11 protein-coding genes are annotated in these 20,237 nt (G+C 57.3%); 10 read left to right on the top strand and 1 reads right to left on the bottom strand.

Annotated features, from left to right (window positions below; translation table 11 throughout):
* Window positions 1–235: 235 nt before the first annotated feature.
* The 8 genes from ftsE (at window position 236) to VE009_RS21325 (ending at window position 13,867) form a co-directional block, all read left to right on the top strand.
* Window positions 236–922 (top strand): cell division ATP-binding protein FtsE, encoded by a 687-nt coding sequence (gene ftsE, locus VE009_RS21290; RefSeq protein ID WP_325011173.1) that lies wholly within the window; start codon window positions 236–238, stop codon window positions 920–922.
* Window positions 912–1,829, top strand: coding sequence for a permease-like cell division protein FtsX (gene ftsX / locus VE009_RS21295; RefSeq protein WP_325011175.1), 918 nt, complete (start codon window positions 912–914; stop codon window positions 1,827–1,829). Before ftsE ends, ftsX begins: the two co-directional genes overlap by 11 nt.
* 24 nt (window positions 1,830–1,853) lie before the next feature.
* Window positions 1,854–3,071 (top strand): murein hydrolase activator EnvC family protein, encoded by a 1,218-nt coding sequence (locus VE009_RS21300; protein WP_325011177.1) that lies wholly within the window; start codon window positions 1,854–1,856, stop codon window positions 3,069–3,071.
* Window positions 3,072–3,177: 106 nt separating this feature from the next.
* Complete coding sequence (locus VE009_RS21305; RefSeq protein WP_325011179.1) at window positions 3,178–4,647, top strand: S41 family peptidase; 1,470 nt, start codon at window positions 3,178–3,180, stop codon at window positions 4,645–4,647.
* A 98-nt stretch (window positions 4,648–4,745) separates the two neighbouring features.
* Window positions 4,746–6,047 (top strand): PDZ domain-containing protein, encoded by a 1,302-nt coding sequence (locus VE009_RS21310; protein WP_325011181.1) that lies wholly within the window; start codon window positions 4,746–4,748, stop codon window positions 6,045–6,047.
* A gap of 137 nt (window positions 6,048–6,184) precedes the next feature.
* Complete coding sequence (locus VE009_RS21315; protein WP_325011183.1) at window positions 6,185–6,655, top strand: hypothetical protein; 471 nt, start codon at window positions 6,185–6,187, stop codon at window positions 6,653–6,655.
* 172 nt (window positions 6,656–6,827) lie between these two features.
* Entirely contained in the window at window positions 6,828–8,045 is a 1,218-nt protein-coding gene (locus tag VE009_RS21320; protein ID WP_325011185.1) for an S-layer homology domain-containing protein, read from the top strand.
* A gap of 14 nt (window positions 8,046–8,059) precedes the next feature.
* Entirely contained in the window at window positions 8,060–13,867 is a 5,808-nt protein-coding gene (locus tag VE009_RS21325; RefSeq protein WP_325011187.1) for an Ig-like domain-containing protein, read from the top strand.
* A 33-nt stretch (window positions 13,868–13,900) separates the two neighbouring features.
* Here the strand turns inward: VE009_RS21325 and VE009_RS21330 are convergent, their stop codons facing one another.
* Complete coding sequence (locus VE009_RS21330) at window positions 13,901–15,073, bottom strand: glycosyltransferase family 4 protein (RefSeq protein ID WP_325011188.1); 1,173 nt, start codon at window positions 15,071–15,073, stop codon at window positions 13,901–13,903.
* An 82-nt stretch (window positions 15,074–15,155) separates the two neighbouring features.
* Between VE009_RS21330 and uvrB the strand changes: the two genes are divergently transcribed.
* Together uvrB and uvrA are read left to right on the top strand one after the other, a co-directional pair.
* Entirely contained in the window at window positions 15,156–17,153 is a 1,998-nt protein-coding gene (gene uvrB, locus VE009_RS21335; protein ID WP_325011191.1) for an excinuclease ABC subunit UvrB, read from the top strand.
* Between the two features lie 37 nt (window positions 17,154–17,190).
* Window positions 17,191–20,094: an excinuclease ABC subunit UvrA gene (uvrA, locus tag VE009_RS21340; RefSeq protein WP_325011193.1), complete on the top strand. Its 2,904-nt coding sequence runs from the start codon at window positions 17,191–17,193 to the stop codon at window positions 20,092–20,094.
* Window positions 20,095–20,237: the final 143 nt, after the last annotated feature.

Below are 20,237 nucleotides of genomic sequence, written 5' to 3' on the forward strand. Positions count from 1 at the left end.
TGATGCAATGAATATATGATCGTTCGATACAAATTCTTCCTTCAATCGTTCGCCGAATTCGGACAAAGCTGGGCCCCGCACGAATCGACGTTCCGGACATTTTCCACGAACTTTCAGCCAATTTCGCTAGAGTCGAGTGATATAATGTTACATAATGTTGAAAACCGTATTTCACTAGAGGATTTTCCCTAGTTTTGTCGAAATGTACCTTATGCGCAAACAGGAGTGATTCAGGTTGATCGAAATGCAGGACGTCTATAAGACGTATCCGGACGGCGGGCAAGCGCTCCGCGGCGTGTCCGTGCGCGTCGAACGGAATGAGTTCGTATATATCGTCGGGCCTTCGGGCGCCGGCAAGTCGACGTTCATGAAGCTGATCTACCGCGAAGAGCGGCCGACGAAGGGCTCGATTTTCGTGAACGGGTTCAACTTAGAGAAATTAAAGCAGCGGAAAATTCCGTTCGTGCGCCGCAATATCGGCGTGATCTTCCAAGACTTCAAACTCCTGCCGAAAATGACCGCTTACGAGAACGTCGCGTTCGCGATGGAGGTCATCGAAGCGCCTTCGCGCATCATTAAGAAGCGTACTATGGAGGTGCTGGAGCTCGTCCGGCTGAAGGATAAAGCGAACGCTTACCCGAACCAGTTGTCAGGCGGCGAACAGCAGCGGGTCGCGATCGCGAGAGCGATCGTGAACAATCCGACGGTCATCGTCGCGGACGAACCGACCGGCAACCTCGACCCCGAGACGTCTTGGGGCATCATGAAGCTTCTGGAGGAAATCAACTTCCGAGGCGCGACCATCGTCATGGCGACCCACAACAAAGAGATCGTCAATACGATGCGCAAGCGGGTCATCGCGATCGAGAACGGTCTGATCGCCCGCGACGAGCTCAGAGGGGAGTACGGCTATGAGGATTAGCACCATGCGCCGCCACTTCCGGGAAGGCTTCCGCAGCATTTGGCGCAACGGGTGGATGTCCTTCGCCTCGATCAGCGCGATCTCGATCTCGCTGTTTATTTTAGGCGCGTTCCTGGCGGTCGCCATGAACATCAACAAGCTGACGCAGGACATCGAGAACGAGGTCGAAATTCGCGTCTACCTCGACGTCAGCGTCGAAAGAAGCCAGGTGCCTGAGCTGCAAAACCAAATCGGCGGCATCGACGGCGTGAAAAAAATCGAGTTCGTCTCGAAAGAGGACGGGCTGGAGTTTCTGAAGGAACGGCTCGGAGAGGAAGGGCGCGCCCTGCTCGAAGGGCAGGAGGGCGACAACAACCCGCTGCCTGACTCGTTCACAGTAGAAGTCTACGAACCGAGGACGATTGATCTCGTAGCGGAGCGCATTCTGGCCATTAACGAAGGCCAAGAACCGCCTCCGATCTGGGAAGTGAAGTACGGCGCGGATACGGTGCGGACGCTGTTCAAAGTAACGGACATCGTGCGCAACGTCGGTCTTGTGCTCGTGGGGGGACTTGCCCTCATGTCGATGTTCCTGATCGCGAACACCATTAAAATAACGATCGTAGCCCGCCGTCGCGAAATCGCCATCATGAAGCTGGTCGGCGCGACGAACGGATTTATTCGCTGGCCGTTTTTCATCGAAGGGGCATTGCTCGGCATTATCGGGTCGGTTATTCCGACCGCTATTTTGATTTTCGCTTACGGCCAGCTCATCTCGGCTACGGAGCTGGAGCTCGGTCTGCTGCAAATCGCGCTGGTGCCGCTTGGAGAGGTCGCGAAGGTGCTGGCCGTTCTCCTCATGGGCCTCGGCTTTATTATCGGCGTGTGGGGTAGCACGCTGTCCGTTCGAAAATTTCTGAAGGTGTAAGACGAAAGCAAGGGAGGAGATTCTTTGAAACGGTACATTTTGCCGCTCGCGCTTGCGGTGAGCCTCGCCGCCGGTTCCGTCGTCGCGGTTCCCGGAACGGGGGTCGCGGCGAGCTCGGAGCTCGCGAAGGTGAACGCCCAGCTGGAGAAGCTGAAGAAGGAAATGGCGGCGACCGAAGCTGCGCAGAAAAAAGCGGAGCAAGAAATCGAACGCATTCGCGGCTTCAAGGAAGCGGGACTCGCGGAAATCCAGCGCTTGGAGAAGGAAATCGCGGCGACGAACCAAAAAATCGCGGCGCTCAACGAGCAAATGGCCGAAGTCGAAGAAAATCTGCAGCTTACCGTGAAGGAGTTGACGGAAGCCGAAGAACGCGTCGTCACGCGGGACGGTTTGTTGAAGTCGCGGCTGCGCTTGCTGTACGTGAACGGCTTCGTCAGCTACCTCGACGTGCTGCTCAGCTCCACCAGCTTCGTCGATTTCCTTGACCGCATCGACGCGCTGCAGTCGATCGTGCAACAGGACAAAGAGATTTTGGAATTAAACATCTTGGACAAGCAAACCGTCGAGCGGAAAAAGGCCGACGTCGAAGCGCAGCTGGAGTACGTAGCGAACTTGGTCGATCAAACGTCCCAGCTTCAGAACGAGCTTAAGGCGAACCGAGAGAAGAAGGAAGTCGCCGTTGCTTCTCTAGAAATTCAGGAGCACGAGCTCGAGGAAGTGACCGAAGAGGAAGAGCGGAAGCTGATGGAGCTGGCGGACGAGCAAGCGAAGCTGGCGAAAAAACAGCGAGAGCTGAAAAAGCAGGAAGAACAATCGAAGAAAAAGAACGTCGTTAAATATACAGGCGGTCAGCTGAAATGGCCGGTGCCGGACAGCCAGCGGATCACTTCCCAATTCGGAACGCGGACGCACCCGATCACGGGCAAAAAGCATACGCATTCCGGCTTGGACATCGGCGCCCCCGCGGGCACCGCGATCGTCGCGGCGGCTTCGGGAGAGGTTATTCTCGCGCAATGGTACGGCGGCTACGGCAACTGCGTCATCATCGAGCATAAAGACGGCTTCCGGACGCTGTATGCGCATATCCGCAGCGGCGGCATCAAAGTGAAGGTCGGCGATATCGTAAGCGCCGGAGAGAAGATCGCGGAAGTCGGCTCGACGGGCAATTCGACCGGCAACCACCTGCATTTCGGCGTCTACGTCAACAACGCCGCCGTCGATCCGGAACCGTATTTGCGCTGATCGCTTTCAAAATTAGTAAATAACCGGTACAGGCCTTGCATATACTACTCTCAGTATATGGGCGGAAAGGTTGCATGCGTCCGTAAGGAGAAGGCGGTGTGAACGGATGATGTTTAAAGGCCGAACGGTACTGGCGTTCGTGCTGCTGGCGTTGTTCGCCGGCAGCATTGTTACGCTTACGGTCGTCGGCCCGTTGGACGACCGCTTCGTCGCGAGCTTAGGGCCGGCGGTCACGGTTTCGGGCGAGGCGAAGCCGGAAAAAGATGCGGGCGGATTGAGCGAGGAAGAAGCGAAAAAGCTGGCGGCGGTTTACAAGCTGCTGGAGCAGCGGTACGTCGAAGAGGTCGACCGGGAGCGGTTGACCGAGGGCGCCTTGGACGGGCTCGTCCAAGCGTTGGAGGATCCGTATTCCGAGTATTTGAACAAGGAAGAAGTGGAGTCGTTCTCGGAGCACATCAACTCGACGTTCACGGGTATCGGCGCGGAAGTCGTCCTGCAGGACGGCCACGTCGTCGTCGTCACGCCGATCAAGAACTCGCCCGCCGAACGGGCCGGATTGATGGCGGGGGACAAAATTTTGTCCGTCAACGGCGAATCGCTGCAAGGGCTTGAACTGACGCAGGCGGTGGAGAAAATCCGCGGTCCGAAGGGCACGCAGGCGAAGCTTGAAATTCAGCGCAAGGATTCGGCCAACGTGATCGACATTATCGTCGTTCGGGACGACATCAGCCTCGAAACCGTGGAATCGACAATGCGGCCGGACGGCATCGGCGTCATCGGCATCCGCCAATTCGCGGTCAATACGTCGGAGCATTTCACGGAAGAGCTAAAGAAGCTGGAAGACCAGCAGATGAAAGGCCTTATTATCGACGTGCGGAACAATCCGGGCGGCGTCGTGCAGGCGGTCCAGTCGATCGCCGAAACGTTCGTGCCGTCCGGCGGGACGATCATGCACCTCGAGTACCGCGACGGCAAGCGCGAGAAAACGACGTCGAAAGGCAAAGGCAAGACGTATCCGATCGTCGTGTTGATCAACGAAGGCTCCGCGAGCGCCTCCGAAATTCTCGCGGCGGCTATTCAAGAATCGGCGGGCGGCAAGCTCGTCGGGCAAACGACGTTCGGCAAAGGTCTCGTGCAAAGCACCGTGAAGCTGAGCGACGGCAGCGGCGTAAAGCTGACGATCGCGAAATGGCTGACGCCGGACGGCGACACGATCCACGAGAAGGGCGTCTCGCCGGATATCGTCGTCGAGCAGACGAAGCTGTTCGAGGCGGTGACGATTCCGGACGACAAAGAGCTCGCGTTCGATATGACAGGCGACGAGATCAAGAACGTGCAGCTGATCTTGGAGGGCCTCGGCTTTCAGCCTGGCCGGACGGACGGGTACTTCAACCAAGCGACCAAACAGGCGGTCGTCGCCTTCCAGAAGGAGCATGGGCTTCCGCAGACGGGCGTCGTGAACGCGGCGACGGCGTCGAAGCTGGAAGAAAAGGCGCTGGAGCGGCTTCTCGATCCGGAAAATGATGCGCAGCTGCATGCGGCCGTCGAACAGATCCAGAAAATGCTATCGCACTAAGCAGGAGATTTCGGCGGTATTGTCGAAAAGGATGGGGAAGGTCGCGCGTCGGCCTTCCTTTTTTCTGTATCCGCACTTATGTAGGGAGAGCAGATTTCATGGACATGTTCTACGATGGGTTGCGGGCGTTCGGGGGATTGTGGACATCGCCCTTTTATTATCTAGCGATACTTTGGGTAGCTTGGCATGCGCGAAAACAGACCGCGATCGAGCGGAAGCTGTTTTCCGTCAAACTTCATACGTGGTGGCGCGAGTGGGGACGAACGGTGCTTTGGGGCGCGATCGTCGGTGTAGGCGTTTCCATCGTCTTTCTGTTTATCGGGGCGTCGGTAACCGGTTCGGCGCTGCTCTTATTGTGGATCGCGGCGCTTCTGTTGTCGGCGTTCCGCATTCGGTATTTATGCTTTGCCTACGCTGCCGGCGTGGTCGGGCTGCTCCAAGCGGCAATCGGCTTCCTCGATGCGGATTCGCTTCCGGGCGGAGCGGCGATGCTCGTTCGCGAAATCGAAGCGGTGCACATGCCGTCGGTGTTCGCGCTCGTCGGTCTGCTGCATGTGGCCGAGGCAGCGTTAGTATATGCGACGGCTGGACGACTCGCGACCCCGCTATTCTTCGAGGGCAAGCGCGGCAAACCGGTCGGCGGCTACCAAATGCAAGGCTTCTGGCCTGTGCCGCTGCTGCTGCTGACGCCGATGGCCGGCGGGGCAACGGGCGCGCTGCCGTGGCCGACGCTCTTCGGCGGCGAAGCTTCCGGTTGGGGCGCGGTCGCGTTCCCGATTCTAGTCGGGTTCCACTCGCTCGCGCTAAGCCGACTGCCGCGTGACAAGGCGCGGTCGAGCGCGTTCCGGCTGGCCGGATTCGGCGCTGCGGTGTTGTTGTGCGGGGCGGCCGTGTTTTATGTGCCGGCGTGGTGGACCGCGGCGCTGGCGGCGCTGCTCTGCTTCGGGCTGCACGAGTGGCTTATCGTGTGGGATCGCAGGGAGGAATCGCAGAGCTCCCCTTACTTTGTGCATGATACGCGCGGGCTCAAGGTGCTGGCGGTCGTTCCTGGCTCGCCCGCGGCCGAGCTCGGCATCGAGCCGGGCTATGTGCTCCGCCGCGTGAACGGCCAGCCGGTGCTGGACCGCGCGGAGCTGCACGCCGCCATGCGGTTGAACGCGGCGTTCACGAAGCTGGAGGTGCTCGACCATGCGGGCGAGAGCCGCTTCCTGCAGCGCGCGCTGTTCGCGAACGAGCACCATCAGCTCGGCATCGTCCTGTGTCCGGACGAACATGTGCTGCATGTCGCCGAATTCGAGGAAGGCGGGTTGTTCTCGTTCCTGCGTTCTCGCCGTTCGTCTTCGCGCGGCGCCGCTTACGGGCCTGGCGGCACGCCGTCCGATCCGTCGGCGCACATGTGAGGCTTGTCAAACAGGCAGGTCTGTGATAAATTGGGAATCAAATCTAATTACGTGCGATGGCAAAGCATGCCTCGACGGCCGTGGATCCGGCCTGTCGGGGCTTTTTTGCGTTCGGACGAAAGGAGCGATGGTTAGGGATGGCTGTGTCGAAGCGGAAGGCGTACGGGGGTAAAGTCGAATCGTTCGTAAAGAAATGCGAGCGCTCGCTGGCGGCTGCCGGCTGGGCGCACGGTTTGCCAGCGGCGGCCGTGGCGTTCTTGTCGCTGATCTGGGCGCCGTTGTCGAAGGGGGCGTTCCGTCATTTGCGCGCGGGGTGCCCATTGGACGGGGCGGAGGAGCTTCGCTTCGCATGCTACTTCACCTATTTCCGATGGAACCGCCGGCCGATCGTGTTCGAAATTTTGAGTCATCGGGTAGGTGTCGAGCTGACGGAGGCGGAGTACGCGCTGTTCTTGGAGCGCAGTAGGGCGCTGGAGGCGCAGGGGTTCCGGGTCGTGAGGATCACCGACGTGGAGCTCGCATACGCCCGCAAACATGTGTACGAGCGCGCGGCGTACGCTATGAGCCGGTCTGGGTGGGGCGACGAGGGCTGGGGTACAGCGATTTGAGCTTAATTCTTCGGAAGTGGAGGATTGTCAGTCGTGAGCACTTCCGGTATAATTTGGGTAACCGAATACGATCACAAGCCGGAAGGACCGTGCTGACAGGAGAGGACTCCTTGTTTGCGGTCTTTTTTTGTTTGCGCGGGGACGGCGGGATGGGGAACAGGGGGAGTTTATGATGAGAAGACGATGGATATCGGCTGTCGTTGCGTTTGCGTTAGCTTTGGGGGCGCCGGTTCCGAGTGCGAAAGCTGCGGGCGGATTTACGGATATCGACAACCACTGGGCGAGGGACGTTATCACTGGAGCTGTCACGGCGGGGTATGTGAAAGGGTATCCGGACGGGACGTTCAAGCCGGACGCGAACGTAACGAGGGCGGAGTTTCTTGCCATCGTTACCCGGGCTTCGAAATTGCCTGCCGCCGGTGTTGAGGAGCCTTTCGTCGATGTCGATGCAAGGCATTGGGCGGTAGATGCGATCGGGCGGGGGATCGGCATGGGCTTCATCTCGCCGTCCGCATTCGGCAGCCGCTTCGAGCCGGATAAAGCGCTGACGCGGGCGGAAATGGTGACATGGCTGGTCAACGGACTGGTGAAGGCCGACCCTTCGTTCGGTGACGCGCTGAAGGATACGCAGAACACGATTCTGCCATTTACGGAATACTTCCCCGGAAAGTTCAACAAACCGGACATTCCGTACATCGCCGTGGCGCGGGGTGTCGGCTTGGTTGGCGGCTTCCCGGACGGTTCGTTCGGACCGGATCGTACGACGACGCGAGCGGAGGTCGTCACGCTGTTGACCCGTTACTTGGCGGCGGAGGGAACGAAGGCTGAGGATTACAAAGCGCTGAATGAAATGCGCGAGGTCGGGCTGTATGGTACGAATGTGAAGACGATCGGGAACGCGGAGTGGTATCCGGGTAAGGGTATTCGGCGTCCATTTTATGAGGCGTTTAATGTCGAACTGAAGCCGGACCGGCCGATCGGGACGATCATCCTGCGGAAGTATATTCTGGTCGATAAAGAGCTGACTAGCGTGTACAAGGATGTGTTTTTGTCAAAGGAGCAGCAGGAGGAACTTACTACGGAATCGTTGGAACGCTTTATGCGCTTTGTAGAGGTCACCTTAATGCCTTCGAAGGATCTGGATACGCAATCTTTTCTATATGGTTTACCGGCAGTTGCAGGTACCACGTTTCAAGTTCGTGGTGAACTAAATCAGCCTAAAAAATACGGATTTCACGCTATGACCTCAGATCAAGCGTTGACGATGTTAAAGAAAGGGCAAACGAGTACGTTTTGGAATCTATATGGTGTGATGAAAAGTGGAATCGTGGTAATTAATACGCAAGACGGGAAAATGATTAGAATGATAGTCCGGGGTGTTGAGAATTGACGCGACGGAGGCGTGTGGTTGGCCTGCTTCTCCTCTCCTCGATGATCACGGAATTGGTGGCGCCGTGGGGATCTACGAAGGCTGGCGTTTATGACCAAAATGACGTGCAAGCCCCGTATTTGTTACCCGCAGCTAACGCCAATGGCGAACAAAAGCGAATTATTGAGGTGTATAACTCTAGGGAAGCGAAACCGAAAGTAGAAATGTACCAACTTAATGATCGGAGCTTTAAAGCCGATTTTGCTGAAAAACCTAGCGAATATATTGCTTTTGGGGGATACGACGGAACGAAGGACTATCCCGAGGTATTCTCTATCTCAAACTGGAAACTGGACATGACTCCATATAAGCCTATAACGCCGTGGAGCGATAAGACTGGGAAAGAATATTACGAAGCTGATCTTAATACGTTCGGGGTGGCCGACGCAGACTATACGCCATTCGGCAGCGTCTATATAGGCAGCAATGCGGTGCCGGACAATAAGCATCTCACGATCAACATCGAAACACAGGGGAATAAATCTACAAGTAATGAACCGTTTAGTTCGGGCAATAGGATTACGGTGGAGCCTCACAGCGTTAAGCGCCTCGTGACATATGACATCGACATGATGGTGTACTGGAAAGGGCAAGTCATCACGACCAAGACATTGAACGCCTCGACGACAAAAACATCCCTTACGATCGGGGAAACGTCCGCATCGACGGCTACGGTTACGACGACCGGCTACCAAGCGAGCGGCGGACCGGTGGATGTGAACAACAATACGGCAACCACGACGTGGAGCAGCAGCAACAGCGCCGTTGCGGAAGTGAACTCGGCCAGCGGGCGGATCACGGCCAAAAGCGTGGGCTCGGCGACCATTACAGTGCGTTGGACAAGGGAGGATGAATACGGCCTAAAATGGGATGTTTATCGTTCCTTCACTGTTACTGTCGGAAGCGGCACCGGTGGTGGTGGAGGCGAACCCCCGCCCCCAACAGGAAGCATCACAGGAGATTTCACGGTGAGTCCAAATACAATTGCCTATCGCGATTCATTTTCCGTCAAGCCAACAACGATCACCGATAATGGTTGTACCTATCTCAAGCATCATTACAAGTTTGAACGCGATGGGGCAAGCGTAGAGAAGCGCGATTACGTTGGAAAGACCTTAACAACGACCTATTCGTACAGCAATTACCCTAGCACCATTGGGGTAGGCACGGTTTACGTATACATGAAGTTCGTCGGTACGTGCGGGGAAAGCGAGTGGATCGGACCCAAAACCTTGTCAGTCACGGGCCCGGCATCCAACAATCCACCGAGCTTTCAAATCGGGTTTGTGAAGCCAAGTGACCCTACGGTGCCCGTATTTAAAGTTATCGAGGGAACAACGCTAAATCTCGTATACATTGTGGATCCAAGAGTGCCAACGCCGCGGGATCCGGATGGGGACCCTCTTGAGTTTAGGGGCTTCGATTTTTCGGAGAGCAGCGCTTGGGCAAAGACGATCCCTCAAAATTATTCTCAGTCCTCCGAGGGTTATTACGGAATCGTGATGAATGGGCGAGGCTTTCATAACAATATCAAGGCGACGATGTGCGACCCGTTCGGCGCTTGCACGACCCGTACAACGAGCATTGAAGTCGTGCCCCCGAACCCAATTCCGATCATCAATGGTCCGGATGAAGTCGTCGAGGGGCGGCCGTTGCCGAGTGAATTTTCCTCTTCTGCCAGTTACAGTCCGGTAGGGAGACCGATCGACCATTCGCGGGATGAGTGGACGAATAAGAAAAGCGTCTACACAACGCCGGGAACGGAGATCATTTCGCTGCACGTGTATGACTCTATCGGACTGAAATCGGAGCAGCCGGCCACAAAAACGTTGACGGTAAAACCGGACAGGCCGCCTGTCAACGTGCTCGAGTACAATTCGCCGGGCGTCCGCAATGCAACGACGACGTTCAAAGATGCATCCTACTCGCCCGACGGCGATACCATTGTAAGGAGGGAAATAACGTACCGTTACGACCGGGACAACGATGGAGATTTCAACGAAGAGACAGTTTACATAGCTTCGGTGTCCAACAACACGTTTTCCATCACGCCAAACAGGGTGGGGAAATATCAGATTCGTCTTTACACAGAAGAGAATTGGGGCAGAAACACGACCACGTACCATGTGTTCGAAGTGGTGAACGATGGTCCTTTGGTGAGCTTTGAAATCTCGTCCCAAGTGACCGAGCCGGTCCCCGTTCCGACGGTACCGATCGCCAATAGTACGTTTGTGAACTCCTCGGACTGGACGAACTCCACCATCTCGGAATCTAATATCCCGAAGAGCTGGAAGGTGAATACTAGAACGGGCGGCTTGAGCCATATTCCGTCAATTTATAAGTACAATGCGGACATTACCGGTCCGGCGCCGGGGGCAACGGTAAACTCTCTACAATGGGAAACTGAGGACTATGTTATTTATCTCGGCGAAGGGTACTACAGGACTCCAAGCAGCGGAGTGATCGGTGCTAATCCGTATAAAGCTTTGGTTTACACTCGTAACGGCTCTGTGTACCGAACATACCGTAGAGCGGATTACTTATCGGGCGGAATGCCATTCGAAGAATCGACTGTATGGAAAAAGCCATACCCGGTGGATAACGAAGGTTACGGTCAGTATGTCAGGTTTAGCGCGGGCAGCACAAACGCAGGGTGGCTAGATGCAGGCGCAACTTCGGATATCTCTAAACCGACAACGGGGGCATACCAAGTATTTAATTGGTATAACCACGAATCGCCTTACTACAGTTACGGTGCATCTTGGCTGGACAATAAGGTGTGGCTCGGTATGCCTGACGCTTACTTGAAATATCATTCGTTGCAAACAACCGGATTTTATACGGTATTCGACCCGGAAAACGGCCAACAATCGGAGTATGCGAACCCAACCGGAGTGCATCCGAATAGCGCGCCCCGATTTTGGCCGCGGTCGGACGGAAGATACTTTTTCTACAATGGAAAAGTGTACAGCATCCCGGGAATGCAGCTCATTCAATCGCTCCCCACCGGAGGGGCTATCGGGCGATGGGGAAATTACCTGCTAGTGAATAATTACGGAAATCTGGAAGGTTACTACTGGAATAGCAACGGCACGTTGTCCCTGCTCTGGATTATTAACAATCATAACGGCAACCTGAACTACTACTCTTATAATGCGGTAGCGAACTTAGATAACAGCGGCTATCTATACGTTGCGGATCGGGCGGACCGTAACCTGAAACGGCTCAAAATCACGAACGGGAGTTTGGAGACGGTCGGCAACCTATCGAAGGTTTGGAACACGGGATACGCGACACCCGTTCTAGCTGGTGACGGAGCTGTCATTGTGCGTGCAGAGTGGAATTATAGCCCTCGGAAGGGGCTGGTCTACGACGCAAGCAGACCGGAACTTCAAGGTGCGCTAGGATCGCAGCAGCAGCTTCTTGGGAAAGTTCATCTTCAAAATGCTGCTTATAACTTCAGGATCCAATTTAATAAGCTAACGAACGATCGGCTGTATTCTGGTTTTTCGTTCCATGCGCAAGACCACGCCAACATGTACCGGGTGGAATTGAATGGGGAACGTATCAGGTTGGTTAGGGTGCAGGGCGGAAACCGAGCCGTGTTATCCTCGGCGAATTACAGCATCGCCGAAGGAGCGCTGACAAACGTAAAGGTTCAAGTATTGGATAGAACCATCAAGGTTTACGTGAATGGTGTGCCAGTAATTGAAAGGTACGACACGACGTTCATATCCGGGGTCTTCGGACCGTATTCCGAAATTCCGAAGACGGAGTTCTACAACGTTTCCTACACCGATTTAACGGCGCTAAGCACGGTTTCCAACGTCCAAAATGTAGCGATTGTCGGACAGTCTGTTCAGTATTCCACAACGGTAACCGATACGGAAAACGACCCGCTCGTTCCCGCCCTAACCCAGTGGACATACTTTAAGATTCAGGAGAAATTTCTTGACGCAGGGGACGGAAGGTCCGGCTGGTCGGGGCTGCACGGCCAAACCTACGTTTCGCCGCAGCTCGTGTTCGACAAGGTCGGCGTTTTCGAGGTGAGGTATACCGGAGTGGACGATCCGCATCCGGACTACCGTTACCCGTCTAGCCAATTCGGCGCCTACCGTAAAAATTCAAATACATCGACTCGGCAGGTGATTGTGCATCGAATCCCGACAGTGGATTACGACCTCTACTTAAGGCCGGACGGAACGGTTGGATGGACGGATCGAAGTCACGACAAAGACCGATGGTTAAACGACTGGACATACTCTACGGAACCAACAGGCATTAATTACGCTGCAACGAAAGGGATCCTTGAGAAAAAGTTTTATTATGTCACGCCGTCGGGACAAACGGTGAATGAAAAGCTCGTCGTGCCCAAGGAGGGAGGGACGTTCACTGTCGGAATGGCGGTCCGGGATGAGTACGGGGCTTGGAGTCCGTTCCTAGAGCGTAGCATCACGGTACCGGGACCCGCAACGCCGAACGACCCGCCCGTCGCAGGCTTCACGGTCAGCACGTTCGGGACGCATCGAGGAGCTCCGGTAGGGATCAATTCCACGGCATGGGACAGGGAAGATGGGCCGAGGGAGAACCTAGCTCACGAATACTACATCGGAAACACGGCAGGCGGTCAAGAGACGTTGCAAAGCAACTCACGCACTTATTGGGAAAAAACATTCAATTCTCTTGGTACGTTTAGGATTCGGCAGGTCGTAACGGACTCGTTGGGACAACTATCGCAAGCCTCGACGAACGTGACGATTTATAACCGACTGCCGATCGTAAGCATCTCGTCGCCGGCCAGTCAAGATCCGAACAATCCGAATGTGATCGATGTGACCCGTCCGACGTTTACTTGGACGTATACGGACCCTGACGGAGACCCCCAAGCCAAGTACCAGATTCGGATTTACCGTTACGGAGGCATACTCGAATACGACTCCGGGATAAGGACGGGAACGGCAGTATCGTGGTCATCCGTTTCTGATCTCCCGGAACATACCAACTTGTACGTGCAGATCAGATCAAGTGACGGGGAAGAGAGTGCCGGCTTCGGCTGGAGCGATTGGAGCACGCCGCGCTACTTCCGCATCGTCACGAATAAGCCGCCGGTGGCCGATTTCGAGTGGACGCCAAACCCGGCTTGGGAGGGCGACACCGTGATGTTGATCGATCGGTCGACGGATTCCGACAATCAGCCGCTCTCTTACTCGTGGAGCATCGCCGGACCTAACGGTTATACGAGAAGTTTCAGTTCGAAGGCAGCCTCGATTCAAGGAACCGACACGCGAAACCGAACGGGTGCGTACACCGTGACTTTAACCGTAACAGATCCCTATGGTGCGGCCGATAGCGTCTCGAGAACGATCATGGTAGGAGACTTGGACATTGTGGGACAAGTTTCGCATACCCCCGAATGGGAGGCGTACCGGCAAGCTTGGAACGAGAAATTTCCGAACCAGGCTAGGGCGCCGTCCGATTTTTGGGCGGGCGAGGCATTCGTGCTGGGGGCGGACGTAACGAATACGGCCGGAAGCGGGACGAAGCCGACCCGCGTGACAGCGGAACTGGTGCAAACGGGGGATAAAAGGGATCTGATCTCTGGGGATCGGGTTCGGTACTCGGGAACGATGGCGGAGGAAAGACATGCAGACACGTTGAATGACGGTTCGTATACGATGCGGTTTACGGTCGAATGGAACAACGGGCATGTAGAAATCGACGATGTGCCGTTCAACGTGCGAGGTCATATGCTTGATGTGATCGTGCAGCAGCAACGGCTGTGATCGCGAGAGCCGCGCAGGGAAGCCTGCGCGGCTTTAGTCGTTCGCGGCGCCCAATGGCTTAGGGGTGACGGACGCTTGGCCGGGAACGGGAGGCGGAGCGCTGCCAAGCGCGGCGTATCTTCTTCCTTTCGGGACCGCGCCTGAATTTACGGGCTCGTGCAGCAGCGCGGCGTACGCCTCCGCCATTCGTTCGGCGGTTAGCGGTGCGGCGTGACGCCTCGCTTGTTCGACGGCGGCGTGCACGCGCTCGAGCGGATCGTTCAGGAACGCGCGGAGGCACGCCGCGATCGCCGATTCGCTTGAAGGGTCGAACGCGTACGGGTAGTCCGTCCCGACGATTTCGAGCAGGCCGCCTTGTCGGCTGACGAGCGGAGGGATGCCGGCGCGGAGCGCCTCGAGGGCGACGTAGCCGAACGGCTCCCAGCGGGAGGGGACGACGAGGGCGTCCAGCGAACGGAGGAAGGCGAGCTTGTCCGCCGGGCGGACGCGCCCTTCCCAACTCGCCCGGCCGCCGAGCCGAAGCCGCCCGATGTCGTCCCGCACCGATCGGGCGTATTCGGCGTCTTCTTCGCCGCAGGCGATGCGCAGCTTCCCGGGCACGGCGGCGAAAGCGCGAACGAGCTCGCGGAGCCCTTTGCGCGCGTCGGCGCGGCCGAGAAACCCGAACGTCGTGCGCCGCGGCCGGAGGCGGATCGGCTGATCCGCGAAGGCGGAGAAGCCGTTGCGGATGACGCGCGTCTTCGGCTCGAGGTCGGGGTACAACAGCAGCAGCTTGCCGCGTTCGGCGTCGGAGACGCAGACGATGAAGCACGCCGCGTCGCACAGCCGCTCGAAGGCGCGGGCGATGCCGGCGTGACCGCCGTACGGGTCCAGCAGGCTCCAAGGCTCCGTCGTCGGCACGGAGTGAACGACGAAGACGAGCGGGCGCCCCTGCAAAAACGAGGCATCGGCCAAGTACGCGAGCGAATAGTCATGGAATACCGCCATGTCGAATTCAAGCCGGTTCAGCACGTCCATCTCGTAGAAATCCGCGAATACTACGTCCGGTTCACGGGGGCAGGCGTTGGAGGCATTCGATCTAGGACCGAGGCAAACGAAACCGACGTTCCGGGCGGAGCTGCGTCGAAGTTCGTCGATCAAGGTGCCGGCGCCGCCGACGGCGCGAGAGCCGAGTTCGGTGGCGAAATGGAGTATAGTACCATGCAAGTTCGTTTGCACCCCCGCGAACGCAATGATATAATGGAAGCAAAAATGAGAACAAATATTCTCTTGTTGGTCTGGTGATCCTATGCGCGGAATACAACCGCTAGATAAAAAATTCGAGCTCGTATCGGACTTTACGCCGCAGGGCGACCAGCCCAAGGCGATCGACCGATTGGTCGAGGGCGTGCTGGCGGGTAAAAAATACCAGACGCTGCTCGGCGCCACCGGTACCGGGAAGACGTTCACGATCGCGCATACGATTGCGCGCCTGAACCGACCGACGCTGGTGATGGCGCACAACAAGACGCTCGCGGCGCAGCTGTGCAGCGAGTTCAAGGAGTTTTTCCCGAACAACGCCGTGGAATACTTCGTCAGTTATTACGATTATTATCAACCGGAAGCGTACGTACCCGCAACCGATTTATACATCGAGAAGGACGCTAGCACGAACGAGGAGATCGACAAGCTGCGTCACTCTGCGACCAGCGCCTTGTTCGAACGCCGCGACGTCATTATCGTTGCGAGCGTTTCTTGCATTTACGGCCTCGGTTCGCCGAACGAGTACGGCGACCTCGTGTTAAGCCTGCGCGTCGGCACCGAACGGCCCCGCAACGAAATTTTGCACAAGCTCGTCGACATTCAATACCAGCGCAACGACTTCAATTTCGCGCGCGGCACGTTCCGAGTGCGGGGCGACGTCGTCGAGATTTTCCCGGCGTCGACGCACGAGAAGGCGATTCGCGTCGAGCTGTTCGGCGACGAGATCGAGCGCATTACCGAAATCGACGTGCTGACCGGCGAAATAATCGGGGAGCGGGAGCATGTCGCGATTTACCCGGCGTCCCACTTCGTCACGCACGAAGAGAACATGAAGCGGGCGCTCGTCAACATCGAGCAAGAGCTGGAAGAGCGGCTCGCCGAGCTGCGGGCGCAGGGCAAGTTGCTCGAAGCGCAGCGACTCGAGCAGCGGACGCGATACGATCTCGAAATGATGCGCGAAGTCGGATTTTGCTCCGGCATCGAGAACTACTCGGGACCGCTGACGTTCCGCCCGAGAGGCGCGACGCCGTACACGCTGTTCGACTACTTCCCGGACGATATGCTCATCGTCATGGACGAGTCGCACGTGTCGCTGCCGCAGGTGCGCAGTATGTACAACGGCGACCGGGCGCGGAAAGAAGTGCTCGTCGATCACGGCTTCCGTCTGCCTTCGGCGCTCGACAACCGGCCGCTCAAGTTCGAAGAGTTCGAGGAGAAGATCAAGCAGATCATCTTCGTTTCGGCGACGCCGGGACCTTACGAGCTGGAGCATTGCCCGGAAGTGGTCGAGCAAATCATCCGTCCGACGGGCCTCGTCGATCCGATCATCGAGGTGCGTCCGACGAAAGGACAAATCGACGATCTGATCGGAGAAATTCGCGACCGGATCGCGAAAGACGAGCGCGTGCTCGTAACGACGCTCACGAAGAAGATGTCCGAAGATTTGACGGACTACATGAAAGAAATCGGCATCAAGGTGCGCTACTTGCACTCCGATATCAAAACGCTGGAACGGATGCAGATTTTGAGAGATTTGCGCCTCGGCGTATTCCACGTGCTGATCGGGATCAACCTGCTCAGGGAAGGTCTCGACTTGCCGGAGGTGTCGCTCGTCGCGATTCTCGACGCCGACAAAGAAGGCTTCCTGCGCGCGGAGCGGTCGCTCATTCAGACGATCGGCCGGGCGGCGCGGAACGCCGACGGGCGCGTCATCATGTACGGCGACAAGATTACCGATTCGATGGCGAAGGCCATCCAAGAGACGGAACGCCGCCGGACGATCCAACTCGCGTACAACGAGAAGCACGGCATTACGCCGCAGACGATCCGCAAAAAGGTGCGCGACGTCATCGAAGCGACCAAAGTGGCCGAGACGAAGTCGAATTACCTCGCCGAAGTCAAAACGGAGAAAATGTCGAAGAAGGACCGCGCGGCGGTTATCGAGCGTCTCGAGCAAGAAATGAAGCAAGCGGCGAAGGACTTGCAGTTCGAAAGGGCGGCGGAGCTGCGCGACGCGATTTTGGAGTTGAAGGCGCAGGGGTAGCGCCCTCGCGGGATCCGAGGAGGAGAGAAACGAAGCAATGGCACATGAGAATATCGTAATTAAAGGCGCGAGAGCGCACAATTTGAAAAATATCGACGTCACGATCCCGCGAGATAAGTTCGTCGTGTTGACCGGCCTCAGCGGCTCGGGCAAATCGTCGCTCGCGTTCGACACGATTTACGCCGAAGGCCAGCGCCGGTACGTGGAATCGCTGTCCGCGTATGCGCGGCAGTTCCTCGGCAACATGGACAAGCCGGACGTCGATTCGATTGAAGGGTTGTCGCCGGCGATCTCGATCGACCAGAAAACGACCAGCCGCAACCCGCGTTCGACGGTCGGCACGGTTACGGAGATTTACGATTATCTTCGCTTGCTGTTCGCCCGCATCGGGCGCCCGCATTGTCCGAAGCACGGCATCGAAATTTCGTCGCAGACGATCGAGCAGATGGTCGACCGCATCATGGAGTATCCGGAGCGGACGAAGCTGCAAATTTTGGCGCCGATGGTGAGCGGGAAAAAAGGCGAGCACGTCAAGGTGTTCGAGGACATCCGGAAGCAGGGCTTCGTGCGCGTGCGCGTCAACGGCGAAATGCGCGAAGTGAACGAAGAGTTCGCGCTGGAGAAAACGAAAAAGCATACGATCGAGGTCGTCGTCGACCGGATCGTCGTGAAGGACGATATCCAGGCGCGCCTCGCGGATTCGCTCGAGACGGCGCTCAAGCTGTCGGAAGGCAAAGTAATCGTCGACGTGCTCGACACGAAAGAGGAGCTGCTGTTTTCCTCCAATCTGGCTTGTCCGGAATGCGGGTTCAGCATGGACGAACTGGCGCCGCGCATGTTTTCGTTCAACAGCCCTTACGGCGCTTGTCCGGAGTGCGACGGCCTCGGCGCGAAAATGATCGTCGACCCGGATTTGTTGTGCCCGGATACGTCGCGGACGATCCAGCAAGGCGCGTTCGAAGCATGGGCGGGAAGCACGTCCAACTATTATCCGCAGTTTCTCGCGGCCGTCTGCGAGCATTACAATATTCCCGCCGACAAGCCGGTATGCGAGCTCTCCAAGGAGCAGATGCAAGTTCTGCTGTACGGAACGGGCGGCGAACGCGTCCGGTTCCGCTACGAGAACGACTTCGGCGTGACGAGGGAAGCGTACGTCCCGTTCGAAGGCATCGTGCCGAACCTGGAACGCCGCTACCGCGAAACGGCGTCCGACGGCATCCGCGAGCATATCGAGCAGTACATGAGCGCGAAGGCTTGCGGCACGTGCCACGGGCAGCGCTTGAAGCCCGAAGTGCTGGCGGTCACCGTCGGCGACAAAAACATCGCGCACGTGACGAGCTTGTCGATTAACGAAGCGATGGCGTACGTCGACGGGCTCAATCTGTCCGAGAAGGAAATGACGATCGCGCACTTGGTCCTGAAGGAGATTCGTTCGCGTCTTGGATTTCTTAACAACGTCGGTCTCGACTACCTGACGCTGAGCCGCTCCGCGGGCACGTTGTCCGGCGGGGAGGCGCAGCGGATCCGGCTGGCGACGCAGATCGGGTCCAGTCTCATGGGCGTGTTGTACATCTTGGACGAACCGAGCATCGGTCTGCATCAGCGCGACAACGACCGCTTGATACGGACGCTCGAGCATATGCGCGATCTCGGAAACACGCTGATCGTCGTCGAGCACGACGAGGACACGATGCTTGCCTCCGACTACATCATCGACATCGGTCCCGGAGCGGGCATTCACGGCGGACGGGTCGTAGCCGAAGGCACGCCGAAGGAAATCATGGAGAACGACAACTCGCTGACGGGACAATATTTGAGCGGGAAGAAGTTCATCCCGGTGCCGGCGAAGCGCCGTCAGCCGAACGGCAAATGGATCGAGATCGTCGGCGCGAAGGAGAACAACCTGAAGAACGTCAGCGTCAAAATTCCGCTCGGCGTGTTTACAGCCGTCACCGGCGTATCCGGCAGCGGCAAGAGTACGCTTGTGAACGAGATTTTGTACAAAACATTGGCAAGAGACCTGAACGGGGCTCGCGTGCGGCCAGGCGCCCACAAAGAAATTCGCGGACTCGACCACATCGACAAAGTCGTCGACATCGACCAATCGCCGATCGGACGCACGCCGCGCTCGAATCCGGCGACGTATACCGGCGTCTTCGACGATATCCGCGACGTGTTCGCGGTGACGAACGAGGCGAAAATTCGCGGTTACAAAAAGGGCCGTTTCTCCTTCAACATAAAGGGCGGACGCTGCGAGGCGTGCAAAGGGGACGGCATCATCAAAATCGAAATGCACTTCCTGCCGGACGTCTATGTACCTTGCGAAATTTGCAAAGGACAACGCTACAACCGCGAGACGCTCGAAATTAAGTGGAAGGGCAAATCGATCGCGGACATTCTCGGCATGACGATCGAGGATGCGTGCGAGTTTTTCGCCAATGTGCCGAAAATTCAGCGCAAGCTGCAGACGCTCCTCGATGTTGGCCTCGGCTATATGAAGCTCGGCCAACCGGCGACGACGCTGTCCGGCGGCGAAGCGCAGCGCGTGAAGCTGGCATCGGAGCTGCACCGCCGCAGCACGGGCCGGACGATGTACATTCTCGACGAGCCGACGACGGGCCTCCATATTCACGATATCGCAAGGCTGCTGGAGGTACTCCACCGCCTTGTCGATTCCGGCGAGTCGGTGCTTGTGATCGAGCACAACCTCGACGTGATTAAGACGGCGGATTGGCTGATCGACCTCGGACCGGAAGGCGGCAGCGGGGGCGGCACGATCGTCGGCTCCGGCACGCCGGAGGCGCTGTGCGAAGTGCCTGCGTCGTATACCGGCAAGTATTTGAAGCCGGTTCTCGAACGCGACCGCGCTCGGACCGAGGCGGCGGCCATGGAAGAAAGCGAGCCGAAGAAAAAGCGCAAACCGCAGAACGCAGCTGTATAACGGCGGGCGGCGGTGCGAAACGGTGACAAGAAGCCAACCATAACTCCCAACCCGGACGAAACGCCGGCGTTGGGAGTTTTTGCTTGGAGCGAAAATGGCTCTCCGTGGGAAATCTAGGAGCAAAAGCGCACGGGAGGGCCGTT

The organism is Paenibacillus sp., assembly GCF_035645195.1.
GTDB lineage: Bacteria > Bacillota > Bacilli > Paenibacillales > YIM-B00363 > Paenibacillus_AE.

What these genes read in the sequence shown, in the direction of transcription:
- ftsX (WP_325011175.1), top strand. Translation starts at nt 912, where the DNA reads ATGAGGATTAGCACCATGCGCCGCCACTTCCGGGAAGGCTTCCGCAGC.
- VE009_RS21305 (WP_325011179.1), top strand. Translation starts at nt 3,178, where the DNA reads ATGATGTTTAAAGGCCGAACGGTACTGGCGTTCGTGCTGCTGGCGTTG.
- VE009_RS21310 (WP_325011181.1), top strand. Translation starts at nt 4,746, where the DNA reads ATGGACATGTTCTACGATGGGTTGCGGGCGTTCGGGGGATTGTGGACA.
- VE009_RS21315 (WP_325011183.1), top strand. Translation starts at nt 6,185, where the DNA reads ATGGCTGTGTCGAAGCGGAAGGCGTACGGGGGTAAAGTCGAATCGTTC.
- VE009_RS21320 (WP_325011185.1), top strand. Translation starts at nt 6,828, where the DNA reads ATGAGAAGACGATGGATATCGGCTGTCGTTGCGTTTGCGTTAGCTTTG.
- uvrB (WP_325011191.1), top strand. Translation starts at nt 15,156, where the DNA reads ATGCGCGGAATACAACCGCTAGATAAAAAATTCGAGCTCGTATCGGAC.
- uvrA (WP_325011193.1), top strand. Translation starts at nt 17,191, where the DNA reads ATGGCACATGAGAATATCGTAATTAAAGGCGCGAGAGCGCACAATTTG.